The organism is uncultured Paenibacillus sp. (genome assembly GCF_963515335.1).
Taxonomy (GTDB): Bacteria; Bacillota; Bacilli; order Paenibacillales; family Paenibacillaceae; genus Paenibacillus_I.
This window is the reverse complement of sequence record NZ_CAUPYC010000012.1, coordinates 60,132-73,968: the sequence shown is the minus strand read 5'-3', so window position 1 is coordinate 73,968 and position 13,837 is coordinate 60,132. Positions and strand designations below refer to the sequence as shown.

Genomic DNA, 13,837 nt, shown 5'->3' with positions numbered 1-13,837 from the left:
GCCCCTTATAGGGGCGAAATCAAGCCACCCGTTGAACGGGTGGTACTGTGACTGAACAACCGGGTTTCTGCCATATGTACGCGCAACACCGAGGCTGTCGCCGAGCGGAATGATCTGCTTGGGATAGTCTCTTTTTAAAAATAACAATGTTGTTATTGTACCTTCGGTGAACCGGAGGAACTGAAGGGGGCGGTTGTTTACTTGGGCTTCTGAAAAAGCATCTTCGTTCGTCACGGGGACTTTGCTCCGTGTGGATGGAGGGTTCGGGGCGATGACGATATGACATGAATGAATAACATAGTTAACCCCTTCAGGCCGCACGGCGGTAACGACGACCTGAAGGGGCTTCTTGATTTTATTATGTTTTTTTACATATAAATGTGAATTTATTATTATATGCATTTATGCAATAATGACGTTGATGCCGGCCTGCTTGATCTGATTAATTTGGTCCCGGGAGAGCTTCGAGTCCGTGATGACGGACTCGATCTCGTTCGGAAGCGCGAAGGATGAAATGGAGCTCTTGCCGATTTTGCTGTGATCGAGAATATGCCGGTGAATAAGGGCGACAAGGTCGTCGTGCTCGTGAACGGGTTGGGCTCGACCCCTTACCTGGAGCTGTACATTATGTTCAGGCGGACGGCTCAGGTGCTGGCCGAGCGGGGAATTGCCATTCACCGCTCCTATGTCGGCGAGTATGTGACGTCTTTGGAAATGGGCGGCTGCTCCATTTCATTGATGAAAGTGGATGATGAATTGGCGGAGATGATCGACCATCCCGCCGATTGCCCGATGTTTGTACAAATGTAAGCATACAGGGGGATGGAGAAATGATTTTGACTGCAAACGATCTGAAGAAGGCTTTGCTGAATATTGCCCAGCGGATTGAGACCGAGAAGGATTACCTCTCCGAGCTGGATCGCGCCGTCGGGGACGGCGACCATGGCGTGACCATGTCGATCGGCTGGCAGGCGATTTGCGAGAAGCTACAGCAAATGGACGAAGCCGTTACTTGTTCGGAAATGTGCAAGGTTGCGGGTATGACCTTTCTCAATGCCGTAGGCTCCTCCGTCGGGCCGCTGTATGCGACGGCATTCCTGAGGGGAAGCGCCGCGCTGCAAGGAAAGACGGAGCTGGAAGAGAAGGACGTTATCGAATTCTGGGTTGCCGCCGTTAATGGCATTCAGGATAGAGGCAAGGCGCAGCCGGGAGACAAAACGATGGTCGATGCATGGCTCCCGGCCGTAACGGCGCTCCAGCTCGCCAGAAATGCGGGCAAAAGTCTGGTCGATTGCCTGGACGATGCGGTCAAGGCTGCAGAAGCCGGCATGAAGGAGACCGCAAATATGCTGTCTCAGAAAGGCAGATCGAGCCGGCTCGGCGATCTTTCGCTCGGACACCAGGATCCGGGCGCGACTTCCGCCTATTTTATCCTATCGAGCTTCTCGGAATCGGTCAGATTGATGCATCAGGTGAAAAAAGTCGTCGGGTAAGCGGTGTTCCGGGGAGGTATCTTAAATCAGTTTGGGAGAGGGGCGGAAGTATGAAATTTTTTCTGGATACAGCCAATGTGAAGGAGATTGAACGGATCAACCGGTTGGGTCTTGTGGACGGCATTACGACCAATCCGTCGATCATCGCCAAGGAAGGCAGAGGGTTTAAAGAAGTGATCCAGGAAATTTGCGGCATGGTCAAAGGACCGGTCAGCGCGGAGGTCGTCGGCTTGTCGGTTGGCGAGATGCTGGAGGAAGCGCATGCGATTGCGGAATGGGCGGACAATGTCGTCATCAAGCTGCCGATGACGGAGAACGGCCTTGAAGCATGCAACCGGCTGTCGCAGGAAGGGATCAAAACGAATGTGACGCTCGTGTTTTCCGCTGCCCAAGGTTTGATGGCCGCCAAAGCAGGCGCCGCTTATATCAGTCCGTTCGTCGGCAGGCTGGACGACATTGGGGCGGACGGCCTTCAATTGGTGCGCGACCTCAAAACGATCCTCATCAACTATTCCTATAAGACCGAGATTATTACGGCAAGCGTAAGGACCTTGTCGCACTTGGCGGAAGCGGCGCTGGCGGGAGCGGATATCGCCACGATTCCGGGATCCGCGCTGCCTTCCATGTGGAAGCACCCCTTGACGGATATCGGAATCGAGAAGTTTTTGAAGGACTGGGAGAGCGTGCCGAAACTTTAATTTCCGAAGGAGTCCGCATATGAAATACAACGCGCCTATTGTTGATCATTAAATTTTCGGCAGACCGGGTCGTTTATACCTTAGAACGCCTGCTGCAGTCATAATGGTAAGCCGGACGGAGGGGATCGCATGTTCCACCGAATCGAAGATGTTTTGAAAGATCTCGTGCAAGGCAAACCGATCATCGTGGCGGACGGTTTGAACAGAGAAAACGAAGGGGATCTGGTTGCTTTGGCGGAGAAAGCGACCCCTTCCCTCGTCAATTTCATGATTACGCATGCAAGGGGATTCATCTGTTGTCCCATAACCGCGGAGCGGGCGAACGAGCTGCACCTCGACGTTATGGTGGCAAAGAACAGCGATCCGCTTGGAACGGCATTCACGGTGTCGGTCGATCACGATACGAATACGACGGGAGGTTCGGCGTATGAACGTTCAGATACGATTCGCGCATTGGCAAGCGCCGACACCAAGCCGTGGGATTTACGGCGGCCGGGTCATATTTTTCCGACGATCGCGAAGCCGGGCGGCGTATTGGAGCGTGAAGGGCATACGGAAGCGGCGATCGATCTCGCCAAGCTGTGCGGCGCTTATCCGGCGGCCGTCACCTGCGAGATGATGAATGCGAACGGGCTGATGGCCCGGCGGCCCGAGCTTCATCAATTTGCGGAAACCCACAATTTGAAATGGATAACCGTTCAACAAGTGGTTGACCATTTTAGAGGAGGAAAATTATTCAAATGCTAAAGCCCGGATTCTTGCAGTTGACCTATTCGATGTCGGTTCTCCGAAGGGCGCCATTCGATCTTGCCGTGAGGTGGGGGTTCTGACACAGGAACAAGCCATAATCGCGTTGGAAATGGTGGACGATCGGAATCTTACCGTACAGACCTATAATGAAAAGCTGGCTATTGAAATCTATAGCCGGCTTCGAACATATCAGGACATTCTACAGTACTGGCTGGAAGGACTGCGCTTTTAATTGAATCAAGGTTAAGGGCGCAAGTTTTATGCAATAAGGCGAGCAAATACGACAGGATAAACCGAACCCATGGCCCTTCACACCGGGCTGTGGGTTTCTTTTTGTTGCAATTTCGGACTGGAATCCCGCGCCAGGTTGAATTTTTATAAAAACGAGTCGATTTACAGCAAAGACCCCTGCCGCCGGATCTCTTATCATAGGACTGTAACCACTTCATATTGCATGGCGAGAGGGGATAGAAAAAATGAAAAGAACACTAACGGTAATGGCCGTCATGGCCTTGGTCCTGCTGCTTGCCGCTTGCGGCAGCAATAACGGCAACACCGGCAACGCCGTTGAAACGAACGCCGCCGCGAACGGCGGAAGCAGCGCGGGCGGAGACAAGGGAAGCGTCGGTATTTCGATGCCGACCAAATCGTCGGAGCGCTGGGTGGGCGACGGCGCCAACATGAAGAAAGAATTCGAAGCGCTCGGCTACACGGTCGACCTGCAATATGCGGAAGACGTGATCGAGAATCAGGTGGCCCAAATCGAGAATATGATCACCAAAGGCGTTAAAGTGCTGGTTGTCGCGTCGATCGACGGCGAGTCGTTGACGGATGTGCTGCAGAAAGCGGCCGACCAGAACATCAAGGTTATCGCGTACGACCGCTTGATCAAGAACACCGAGAACGTAAGCTATTACGCGACGTTCGACAACTTCAAGGTAGGCGTGCTGCAAGCTTCCTACATTGAAGACAAGCTCGGCCTGAAAGACGGCAAAGGCCCGTTCAACATTGAGTTGTTTGCCGGTTCTCCGGACGACAACAACGCTTACTTTTTCTTCGACGGCGCGATGTCCGTCCTGCAGCCATACATCGACAGCGGCAAGCTGGTCGTAAAAAGCAAGCAAACGAGCATGGAGCAAGTCGCCACCTTGAGATGGGACGGCGCGACCGCGCAATCCCGGATGGATAACCTGCTGAGCGCGAACTATGCGGACGCTAACGTGGATGCGGTGTTGTCCCCTTACGACGGTATCAGCATCGGGATTATCTCTTCCTTGAAGGGCGTAGGCTACGGCTCCGCCGACAAGCCGATGCCGGTCATCACCGGCCAGGACGCCGAGCTGGCTTCAATTAAATCGATCATTGCGGGCGAGCAGACGTCGACGATCTTCAAGGATACGCGTGAGTTGGCGAAAGTAGCGGTCAATATGGCGGAAAGCGTGCTGCAAGGCAAGGAAGCGGAAGTCAACGACACCGAAACGTATGACAACGGCGTGAAAGTGGTGCCTTCCTACCTGCTGGAGCCGGTATCGGTCGACAAAGAGAACTACAAGGAAGTCGTGGTGGACTCCGGTTATTACACAGAAGACGAACTGAAATAAAGTTGACAGGCAGCAGCCAAAAATGATTTAGTGACGGCCTCCCGGCTGTCACTAAATCATTTATTACATTATCGAGGGCGTGGTGATTACTTTGACCGATATCATACTGGAAATGCGCAATATCACCAAAACGTTTCCGGGCGTAAAAGCGCTCGCGAATGTGAACCTGAAAGTGAAGGAAGGCGAGATTCACGCGCTGATGGGCGAGAACGGGGCCGGCAAATCGACGCTTATGAAGGTGCTCAGCGGCGTCTATCCCCACGGATCCTATGAAGGCGACATTTTGTTCAAGGGCCGGACCTGCGAATTTAAAAATATAAGACACAGCGAGAACCTCGGTATCGTTATTATCCATCAGGAGCTGGCGCTTATTCCCCAGCTGTCGATCGCGGAGAACATTTTTCTCGGCAACGAACAGGCGAAGAGCGGCATCATCAATTGGAATGACACGGTCGTGCGGACGCGCGAGCTGCTGGATACGGTCGGCTTGTCCGAGTCGCCGAACACGCTGGCCGGTTCGATCGGCGTCGGCAAGCAGCAGCTGGTGGAGATTGCGAAAGCGCTATCCAAGAAGGTAAAGCTGCTGATTCTCGATGAGCCTACCGCCGCGCTCAACGAAGAGGACAGCGAAAACCTGCTGAATCTGATGCTTGCGTTCAAGCGGCAGGGCATTACCTCGATCATCATTTCGCACAAGCTCAACGAGATCATGAAGGTGGCGGATTCCATCACGATCATCCGGGACGGCAAGACGATCGAGACGTTGAATGTGAAGCAGGACAACATTACCGAAGACCGGATTATCAAAGGGATGGTCGGGCGCGACCTGACGCACCGCTATCCGGACAGGGAGCCCGTTATCGGCGATGTCCTGTTCGAGGCGAAGAATTGGAATGTGTACCACCCATCGCAAGCGGATCGCAAGGTCGTAAGCGACGTCAGCTTTAACGTTAAGCGCGGCGAGGTCGTCGGCATTGCGGGCCTTATGGGGGCGGGCCGGACGGAGCTTGCGATGAGCATCTTCGGACAATCCTACGGCAAAAAAATCAGCGGCCAACTGTTTAAGGACGGCCGCGAAATCAGGCTGAACGAGATCAGCAAAGCGATCGACGAAGGCATCGCGTACGTCACGGAAGACCGCAAGGAATACGGCCTGATTCTGATGGATGACATCAAGCGGAACACAACCCTGGCAAGCCTCGGCAAAATCTCGAAATGGTTCGTCGTCGATGACAACCGGGAAGTGGTGGAAGCGGAAGGCTTCCGGACGAAGCTGAATATCAAGACGCCGAGCATTCATCAGAAGACCGGCAATTTGAGCGGAGGCAATCAGCAGAAGGTCGTGCTCAGCAAATGGATTTTCACCGGACCCGATCTGCTGATTCTGGATGAGCCTACCCGCGGCATCGACGTCGGGGCCAAATACGAAATTTACACGATCATCAACCAGTTGGCCGCCCAAGGCAAAGGGATCCTGATGATCTCCTCCGAGCTTCCGGAGCTGCTCGGCATGTGCGACCGCATCTATGTGATGAATGAGGGCCGCTTTACCGGCGAGGTCCCGAGGGCCGAGGCCAATCAGGAAGTATTGATGAAATATATGACGAAAAGCAGGGGGTAAGACAATATGGATACCGCAATCAAACTTTTTCGCAGCAATATCCGGCAGTACGGCATGTTCATTGCCTTAGTCCTGATTATGCTGCTCTTCCAGTTTCTATCGGACGGCAATTTGCTTAAGCCGCTCAACATTACCAACCTGATTCTGCAGAACAGCTACATTCTTATCCTTGCGATCGGCATGCTCCTTGTCATCATTACAGGTCATATCGATCTTTCCGTAGGCTCCGTCGCGGCGTTCGTCGGCGCCGTTTCGGCCATCATGATGGTCAACTATGACATGCCGTTCCCCGCGGCCATGCTGCTGTCGCTGCTCATCGGGGCCGCGGTCGGCGCCTGGCAGGGGTTCTGGGTCGCCTATGTTCGAATTCCGTCGTTCATCGTAACGCTGGCCGGGATGCTGCTGTTCAGAGGCCTGACGATGCTCGTCCTTGACGGCAAATCCGTCGCGCCGTTTCCGAACGGCTTCCGTGCGATCAGCACCGGTTTTATTCCGGACATTCCGGGGCAGTGGGACCTTCATTTCGTAACCATCCTGATCGGCGTCGTGCTGTCCGTCCTCTATCTCTTCATGGAATGGCGGGGACGCCTGATCCAGAACCGTTACAATTTCGAGACGATGCCGGTGCCTTTCTTCATCGCCAAATTGGCGGCGCTGGTCGTCGTGATCAACCTTTTTACGTATGTGCTGGCTTCCTACAAAGGCTTGCCCAATATTCTGATTATGCTCTTTATCCTTGTCGCCGCCTATACGTTCGTGATGCGCAAAACGGTCATGGGCCGCCATATTTATGCGCTCGGCGGCAACGAGAAAGCGGCCAAGCTGTCCGGCGTCAAAACAAAGAAAATGACGTTCTGGGTGTTCGTCAACATGGGCGTGCTCGCCGCGCTCGCCGGTCTTGTTTTCGCCGCCCGCCTCAATGCCGCCACGCCTAAAGCGGGGGTGAACTTCGAGCTTGACGCCATCGCGGCCGTCTTTATCGGCGGCGCTTCCGCCACCGGCGGCGTCGGCACCGTGATCGGCGCCATTGTCGGCGGCCTGGTCATGGGCGTCATGAACAACGGGATGTCCCTGATCGGCCTGGGCATCGATTACCAGCAGGGCATCAAAGGGTTAGTGCTCCTGCTTGCGGTGGCTTTCGACCTTTACAACAAAAATAAATCCGCCTAAATTCGGTGGTCTATTCAGAGCGCGGCGACGGACACAACGGTGTTCGGCGACGCGCTTCCTGCCGTGTTGCGGGTGTGGTTCGACCGCCGTCATGCAGCGCCGCAACGCGTGCTGGAAACGGCGTGCAACTTTGCGCCGCGCAGTCAGAATCCGCTTTCATTCGGATTCGGTGGTATAATAAGGCGTGCATCGGCGCTGGAGATAGAAGAGGGGGCGGTTCCCGTGAAAAAGCTTTTGCTGCTTTATCTCGTCCTTATCGGCACCTTCCTGGTCTACTTGTACACGGCTTACATCCGCGAAGACGAGGGGCCGATCGGCCGGGATGCCGGCCTGCGCGGCGAGATGGATCAGAAATATGTGATGGTGAATTTCCTCACCGGCATCGATTATTGGAAAAACGGCCTGAAGGGCTTTGAGGACGCCGCGGAGGCGCTCGGCGTTTCGGTCGAATACCGGGGGGCGACGCAGTATGATGTTAACGAAGAGGTGACGGTGCTGGAGCAGGTCATCGCCCGCAAACCGGCGGGTATCGCCGTTTCTGCGATCAATCCCGAGGCGTTGAACGCGGCCATCAACAAAGCGGTGGAAGCCGGCATACCGGTCGTGATGTTCGATTCGGACGCGCCGGACAGCAAGGCCTACTCCTTTCTGGGTACGGACAACTATAACGCCGGCGTCACGGCCGCGCGCAAAATGGCCGAGTTTACGGGCACCCGGGGCAAGCTCGGCGTCATTACGCAGCCCAACCAATTGAACCACCAGGAACGGACCAAAGGTTTTCAGGACACGCTTCGCAGCGAATATCCGAACCTGCAGCTCGTCAGCGTGGAAGACGGCAAAGGCGACCAACTGGTATCCGAGCAAAAGGCCGCCGGCATGTTAGAGAAGTATCCGGATTTAAGGGGTATTTTCGTAACGGAGGCCAATGGCGGCGTCGGCGTCGGCAACGCCGTCCTCGATGCCGGCAAGCTGGATCAGGTGCGCATTATCAGCTTCGACACCGATAAACGTACGCTTGACATGGTCAAGAGCGGAACCATTTCGGCAACGCTGGCCCAAGGCACCTGGAATATGGGCTATTGGTCGCTCATGCATCTTTTCCTTCTACGCAACGAGCTCGTCGAGCCGATGCCGAATTGGCGGGAATCGAACGTACCGCCGCTTCCCACTTACGTGGACACGGGCATCACGGTCGTGACCAGGTCCAATGTCGATAACTACTATGCGAAGTAGCGAAGCGAATATGCGGCGATTGGAAGGTGAGGAAGCGTATGCTGCTCAAATGGTTTCAGCTGAACAACTGGTCGATTCGCTATAAGCTCATTTTCCATTTCCTGCTTATCAGCATCCTTCCGGCTCTGGGCATCGGGGTTCTGATCGGCTGGGCGACGAACGAAACGATCGGGAACCAGGTGAACGCCCATACGGCCCAGCTGATCGGCAATGTGAACAAATCGTTGGATTCTTATGCGGGAAACATTCAGAATATCTCTTACTTCATTGCCATGAATCCCGAAATCGGGCGCTTTCTCAAGGAGGGGTCGGCCGCGCTTGCCGAGGAGCGGGACCGGTACCGGACTGCCAAATTTCTGCAAGGGTTCACGACGCTTTACTCCGAGATTGCGGGCATCATGGTGGTGAACGCCGACGGCGAATATTTCAGCAACGATATGTATGCCCGCAGCGACCGCAATTTGACGGAGGAGGATTGGTACCGGGAAGCGGTGAAAGCGAAGGGGATCTTTAAGCTGATCGGCCATCCGTCGCAGCGGAACGTCACCACGCATGCCAACTATAAGGACAGCGAAGTCGTGTCGGTGGTCAGGGCGATTCTGGATCCGGATACGCAGCAAACCGAGGGCGTCGTGCTGATCGACCTGAAGCTTCGCGTCATCTCGGAAACGGTGCGCGACGTCAGGCTCGGCAAATCCGGCTATCTGATGGTGGTCGACGACAAGGGCGGCAGCATCTATGCGCCGCGCAATTCTTTGGTCGGCCGAATTGATCAGGTGCAGCTCGCAGATCAGACTTCGGGCACCTTTTCCCAAGAGATCGACGGCCGGCGCGTGCAGTTCATCTACCAGAAATCGCCTTTTACGAATTGGACGACCGTCGGGGTGTTCGCCATGGAGGACACGGTGCAGGAAATCAAGGAAATTAACCTGTATCTCGTTACCTTTGTGTTTATCGTGTGCCTGCTTGGCATTGCGGCGTCCTATTACTTGTCCCATTCGATCTCGCGTCCGATCACGCAGCTGGCTTCCTCCATGCGCAAGGTTGAGGAAGGGAACCTGAACATCCGCGTCGCCGGCGAGCGGCGGGACGAGGTCGGGATGCTGGGCCGGAGCTTCAACAAGATGCTGGCGCAAATTACACGGCTTCTCTCGCAGGTCGGAGAGGAGCAGCGGCTGAAGCGGGAGGCGGAGCTGCGGAGCCTGCAGGCGCATATTCAGCCGCATTTTCTGTACAACACGCTCGATACGATACAGTGGCTGGCCCGCAAAGACGGCGCGAATGGAGCGGCGGAAATGGTGGAAGCCCTCTCCAGGCTGTTCCGGATCGGACTGAGCAAGGGGCAGGAGATGATTCCTTTATCGGACGAGCTCGATCATATCCGCAGCTATTTAAAAATCCAGCAAACCCGGTATCGGGATAAATTGAACTACTCGATCGAGATCGAGCCGGGGCTGGATGATATGATTGTTCTCAAGCTCGTGCTTCAGCCGCTCGTGGAGAATGCCATCTATCACGGCATCAAAGAACGGAGAGGGCCCGGCAGGATCGCGATCCGCGCGGCGGCAAGCAGCGGCATCCTGACTTTCACGATTGAAGACAACGGAGCGGGAATGACGGAGGAGAGGCTGTCGTGGCTGCGGGCGACGCTGGAAGCAGCCGGGGCGCAGAAGGATGGAACCGGAGCGTCAAAGGGAGAAGCGCCGTTGCCCGATACGGGCGGCGACCTGCCTCGAAGGGCCGATACGGTGACGGGGAGCTATGGCTTGCGCAATGTGCAGGAACGCATTCGGCTCAGCTTTGGAGAACAATATGGTCTGACGATCGAGAGCAAGCAGACGTTAGGGACGACGGTGACGGTCAGCCTTCCCGTCATCCTCGGAAAGGGGCGGAGCGGACATGAACCGGACATGGAAAGTACTGATCGCGGACGATGAAGCCATCATTCGCGAAGGCATCCTCGGCTCGGTCGATTGGGATCGGCTTGGCCTGAGCGTGGCGGGCGAGGCGGAAGACGGCGAGGAAGCTTTGGAGAAGGCTTTGGATGAGCAGGTTGATATTCTATTGGTTGATTTGAGCATGCCGATCATGAACGGATTAACCTTGATCGGACACCTGCGCGAGCGGCTGCCGCTCTGCAAAATCATCATTATCACAGGGCACGATGAGTTCAACTACGCGCAGGAAGCGATCAAGCTTGAGGTGGACGATTATATACTGAAGCCGGTCAACCCCGCCCAGCTGACGGAAGTGTTGGAGCGTGTCGTGAAAAAGATCGAAGCGACGGCCGCCAAGGAAGAGCTGCTTCAAATGGCCGCCAAGCAGATTGAAAAAAACTTCGCCCTGCTGCGCGAACGGTTTTGTCTGGAATGGATGGAAGGGGAACTTACCGGAGAAGAGATTGAAGAACAGCTTGCCTTCCTGCGCATGCCTGAACAAGCGCCCGATGTGGTGGGTGTGATTCGATGGCCGGAGCAGTCGAAGGGCAAAGCGTTCTTTTCGGAAAAAGACAGGCAGCTGCTTTTGTTTGCGATCGAGAACATCGTGGAGGAATGCCTGCAGGGCTATGACCTTGTTCATTTTCGCGACCAGGTGGGCATGATCGTGCTGTTGATATGGGGGTCGCCCGACAAGCGAGTGTATGAACGGATTGAATCGTCCATCGACAGTTACTTGAAGATTGCCGTTGCGGCGAGCTTCCTGCCTAATCCCGGCGGTTTGGCAGCCGTACCGGGGCTTTACGCCGAAGCGAAGTCCGCCGTGAGCAAGGATTCGAGGCTGTCGCCGTTTGTGCGGAGGGCGAAGGAAATCATCGAGGCGCGGTTCGGCGATCCGGAGCTTACGCTCGAAGGAGTGGCGAATGAGCTCAACGTGTCCGCCGTTTATTTAAGCCGTATATTCAAACAGGAATCGGGCGCTTCGTTCGTCAGCCTGCTGACTCACACGAGAATCAAAGCCGCGATCCGCCTGTTGGGCGAGACGGAGCTGTCAATGAATGAGATCGCGGAGCGCGTCGGCTACGAATCGCAGCACTATTTCAGCACGTCGTTCAAGAAGGTCGTCGGCTTGCCGCCGATGCAATACCGTAAAAGCTCCGCGGGACAATAATTCATGTATGCAACAAACGTACAAGAGCCGGGTGAACGTCTACAAAGAGCAGGACGACGCGTTCATTCGTGCCGTACGAACCGGGGACACCGATGGAACAATATTGGGGAAACCTGGGCGGCAACGTTGCCGTGCATACAAGCTTCTTTTAGCCGGTTAAGGACTTTATCAATATCATTGATGAATCTTATAAGATCATTCTAATTGACCGGCTTCGCCTGCTGTGATAGGGTCAAGAGAGTGAAGAATAAAAGAAATGCGAATACTGGGAATTAAAATTAATGCATGCTGCGCGAGGTGGATATTGTTGGAACTTCAAGTAACGAACAGTCCATTTAATCAGGAGCAGGTCGAACTGCTCAACCGCCTGCTGCCTGCGCTGACGGATGCGCAGCGGAGCTGGCTGAGCGGGTATCTTGCCGCTCTGCAAGGAACGGGAGCGTCGGCAACATCCGGTGCTGCGCCCCTGGCGGTCGTTGCGGCGAACGCCGCCGCAGTCTCCAAAGATGTAACCGTGCTCTTCGGATCTCAGACGGGGAACTCCCATAGTCTGGCGAAGAAGCTTTCCAAGAAGCTGGAGGAGCAAGGCTTCCAAGTAACGCTCTCCGCAATGAGCGACTTCAAGCCGAACAGCTTGAAGAAGGTCCAAAACCTGCTGATGATCGTGAGCACTCACGGGGAAGGAGAGCCGCCGGACAATGCGGTTTCTTTCTATGAGTTCCTTTATAGCAAGAGAGCGCCGCAATTGGGGGAGCTGCGGTTTTCCGTGCTTGCGCTGGGAGATACGTCCTACGAATTCTTCTGCCAGACGGGCAAAGATTTCGACAAGCGCCTGGAAGAGTTGGGCGGCAAGCGGCTTGCCAAGCGTGTGGACTGCGACGTCGATTTCGACGAGCCTGCCGCCGAGTGGATGAACAATGTACTCGGTGCCCTGAGTGAGGCGTCGGCAGCTCCGGCCGCAGCAAGCGGAGCCGTCGCGGCGGCCGCGGGCGGCACGGAATCGGAATTCTCGAGAACGAACCCGTTCCGGGCCGAGGTTCTTGAAAATCTGAATCTGAACGGCCGCGGCTCGGAACGGGAAACCCGCCACATCGAAATATCTCTGGCCGGATCGAACCTGCAATATGAGCCGGGCGACAGTTTGGGGGTCTATCCGGAGAATCATCCTCGCCTGGTAGACGAATTGATCGAAGCGATGGGCTGGACTGCGGAGGAGCCCGTTGCGGTTAACAAGAACGGTGAAGAACGACCGTTGCGGGAGGCGCTGCTTCGCCACTATGAGCTCACCGTATTGACGAAGCCGCTGCTGGAGCAGGCGGCCGTGATTGCTTCCAACGACGGGCTGCAGCAGCTTGTGGCGGCAGGCCGCGAAACGGAGCTCAAGGCATATATCAACGGGCGGGATCTGTTGGATTTCGTGCAGGATTACTCCCTTAAGGGTGTGCCGGCGGGTGATTTCTTACCGATCCTTCGGAAAATGCCCGCCCGCCTGTACTCGATTGCCAGCAGCCCGAAAGCTTCCCCGGATGAAGTGCACGTCACGGTTCGCGCGGTGCGTTATCAAGCCCATGGACGAAATCGTTACGGCGTCTGCTCCGTTCATCTTGCCGAGCGGGTACAGCCTGGCGACACACTGCCGGTTTACATTCAGCATAATCCGAATTTCAAGCTTCCCGAGAACCCCGATACCCCTATCGTCATGATCGGCCCGGGTACGGGCGTCGCTCCGTTCAGATCGTTCCTGGCCGAGAGGGAGGAGACCGGAGCCGAAGGGCGAACGTGGCTGTTCTACGGCGACCAGCACTTCTCCACGGACTTCCTTTATCAGATTGAATGGCAGCGATGGCTGAAAGACGGTGTGCTGACCCGCATGGATGTCGCCTTCTCCCGCGATACCGACAGGAAAGTATATGTGCAGCACCGTATGCTCGAGAAGAGCCGCGAGCTTTACCGGTGGCTGCAGGATGGCGCGTGCGTGTACGTCTGCGGCGACGAGAAGAAGATGGCGCATGACGTCCATGCGGCCCTGGCAACGATCCTTGAACAAGAAGGCGGCTTAAGCCCGGAGGAAGCTGCGGAATATTTGAGCAGCATGCAGCAGCATAAACGTTATCAGCGGGATGTTTATTAAGTTGGGTCCCAAAGATCGCGAGAGGAGAAAGG

At 55.4% G+C, this 13,837-nt stretch carries 11 protein-coding genes and 2 pseudogenes; all 13 read left to right on the top strand.

The annotated features are described in order from the left end of the window. Positions 1 to 162 precede the first annotated feature (162 nt). A pseudogene (locus RWM61_RS06630) lies at positions 163 to 283 on the top strand (SDR family oxidoreductase); the annotation flags it as partial. 266 nt (positions 284 to 549) lie between these two features. Beyond that, positions 550 to 810 (top strand): annotated as a pseudogene (locus tag RWM61_RS06625) (dihydroxyacetone kinase subunit DhaK); the annotation flags it as partial. Positions 811 to 830: 20 nt separating this feature from the next. After that, positions 831 to 1,493: a dihydroxyacetone kinase subunit DhaL gene (dhaL, locus tag RWM61_RS06620; protein WP_313998742.1), complete on the top strand. Its 663-nt coding sequence runs from the start codon at positions 831 to 833 to the stop codon at positions 1,491 to 1,493. A gap of 50 nt (positions 1,494 to 1,543) precedes the next feature. Beyond that, positions 1,544 to 2,191 (top strand): fructose-6-phosphate aldolase, encoded by a 648-nt coding sequence (gene fsa / locus RWM61_RS06615; protein ID WP_313998740.1) that lies wholly within the window; start codon positions 1,544 to 1,546, stop codon positions 2,189 to 2,191. 129 nt (positions 2,192 to 2,320) lie between these two features. After that, positions 2,321 to 2,938 (top strand): 3,4-dihydroxy-2-butanone-4-phosphate synthase, encoded by a 618-nt coding sequence (gene ribB, locus RWM61_RS06610; RefSeq protein ID WP_313998737.1) that lies wholly within the window; start codon positions 2,321 to 2,323, stop codon positions 2,936 to 2,938. Continuing rightward, the gene (locus RWM61_RS20235; RefSeq protein WP_399538055.1) at positions 2,901 to 3,173 is read left to right on the top strand and encodes a nucleotidyltransferase substrate binding protein; all 273 of its coding nucleotides are present in this window, start codon (positions 2,901 to 2,903) and stop codon (positions 3,171 to 3,173) included. Before ribB ends, RWM61_RS20235 begins: the two co-directional genes overlap by 38 nt. Before the next feature lie 244 nt (positions 3,174 to 3,417). Continuing rightward, a complete protein-coding gene (gene chvE / locus RWM61_RS06605) occupies positions 3,418 to 4,542 on the top strand; it encodes a multiple monosaccharide ABC transporter substrate-binding protein (RefSeq protein ID WP_313998734.1) in 1,125 nt (374 codons plus the stop codon). Positions 4,543 to 4,633: 91 nt separating this feature from the next. Next, a complete protein-coding gene (gene mmsA, locus RWM61_RS06600) occupies positions 4,634 to 6,163 on the top strand; it encodes a multiple monosaccharide ABC transporter ATP-binding protein (protein WP_313998732.1) in 1,530 nt (509 codons plus the stop codon). 6 nt (positions 6,164 to 6,169) lie between these two features. Then, positions 6,170 to 7,333: a multiple monosaccharide ABC transporter permease gene (gene mmsB, locus RWM61_RS06595; RefSeq protein WP_313998730.1), complete on the top strand. Its 1,164-nt coding sequence runs from the start codon at positions 6,170 to 6,172 to the stop codon at positions 7,331 to 7,333. Between the two features lie 222 nt (positions 7,334 to 7,555). Beyond that, complete coding sequence (locus RWM61_RS06590) at positions 7,556 to 8,566, top strand: substrate-binding domain-containing protein (protein ID WP_313998728.1); 1,011 nt, start codon at positions 7,556 to 7,558, stop codon at positions 8,564 to 8,566. A 38-nt stretch (positions 8,567 to 8,604) separates the two neighbouring features. Beyond that, on the top strand, positions 8,605 to 10,503 hold the full coding sequence (locus RWM61_RS06585) for a sensor histidine kinase (protein WP_313998726.1): 1,899 nt from the start codon (positions 8,605 to 8,607) through the stop codon (positions 10,501 to 10,503). Further along, the gene (locus tag RWM61_RS06580; RefSeq protein WP_313998724.1) at positions 10,466 to 11,674 is read left to right on the top strand and encodes a response regulator; all 1,209 of its coding nucleotides are present in this window, start codon (positions 10,466 to 10,468) and stop codon (positions 11,672 to 11,674) included. The genes RWM61_RS06585 and RWM61_RS06580 overlap by 38 nt, the downstream gene beginning before the upstream one ends. A gap of 307 nt (positions 11,675 to 11,981) precedes the next feature. After that, the gene (locus RWM61_RS06575) at positions 11,982 to 13,805 is read left to right on the top strand and encodes an assimilatory sulfite reductase (NADPH) flavoprotein subunit (RefSeq protein WP_313998721.1); all 1,824 of its coding nucleotides are present in this window, start codon (positions 11,982 to 11,984) and stop codon (positions 13,803 to 13,805) included. The last annotated feature ends 32 nt before the right edge of the window (positions 13,806 to 13,837 follow it).

Bases quoted from the DNA above. Each gene is read 5' to 3' on its own strand.
- dhaL (WP_313998742.1), top strand. From the start codon at position 831: ATGATTTTGACTGCAAACGATCTGAAGAAGGCTTTGCTGAATATTGCC.
- fsa (WP_313998740.1), top strand. From the start codon at position 1,544: ATGAAATTTTTTCTGGATACAGCCAATGTGAAGGAGATTGAACGGATC.
- ribB (WP_313998737.1), top strand. From the start codon at position 2,321: ATGTTCCACCGAATCGAAGATGTTTTGAAAGATCTCGTGCAAGGCAAA.
- chvE (WP_313998734.1), top strand. From the start codon at position 3,418: ATGAAAAGAACACTAACGGTAATGGCCGTCATGGCCTTGGTCCTGCTG.
- mmsB (WP_313998730.1), top strand. From the start codon at position 6,170: ATGGATACCGCAATCAAACTTTTTCGCAGCAATATCCGGCAGTACGGC.
- RWM61_RS06585 (WP_313998726.1), top strand. From the start codon at position 8,605: ATGCTGCTCAAATGGTTTCAGCTGAACAACTGGTCGATTCGCTATAAG.
- RWM61_RS06580 (WP_313998724.1), top strand. From the start codon at position 10,466: ATGAACCGGACATGGAAAGTACTGATCGCGGACGATGAAGCCATCATT.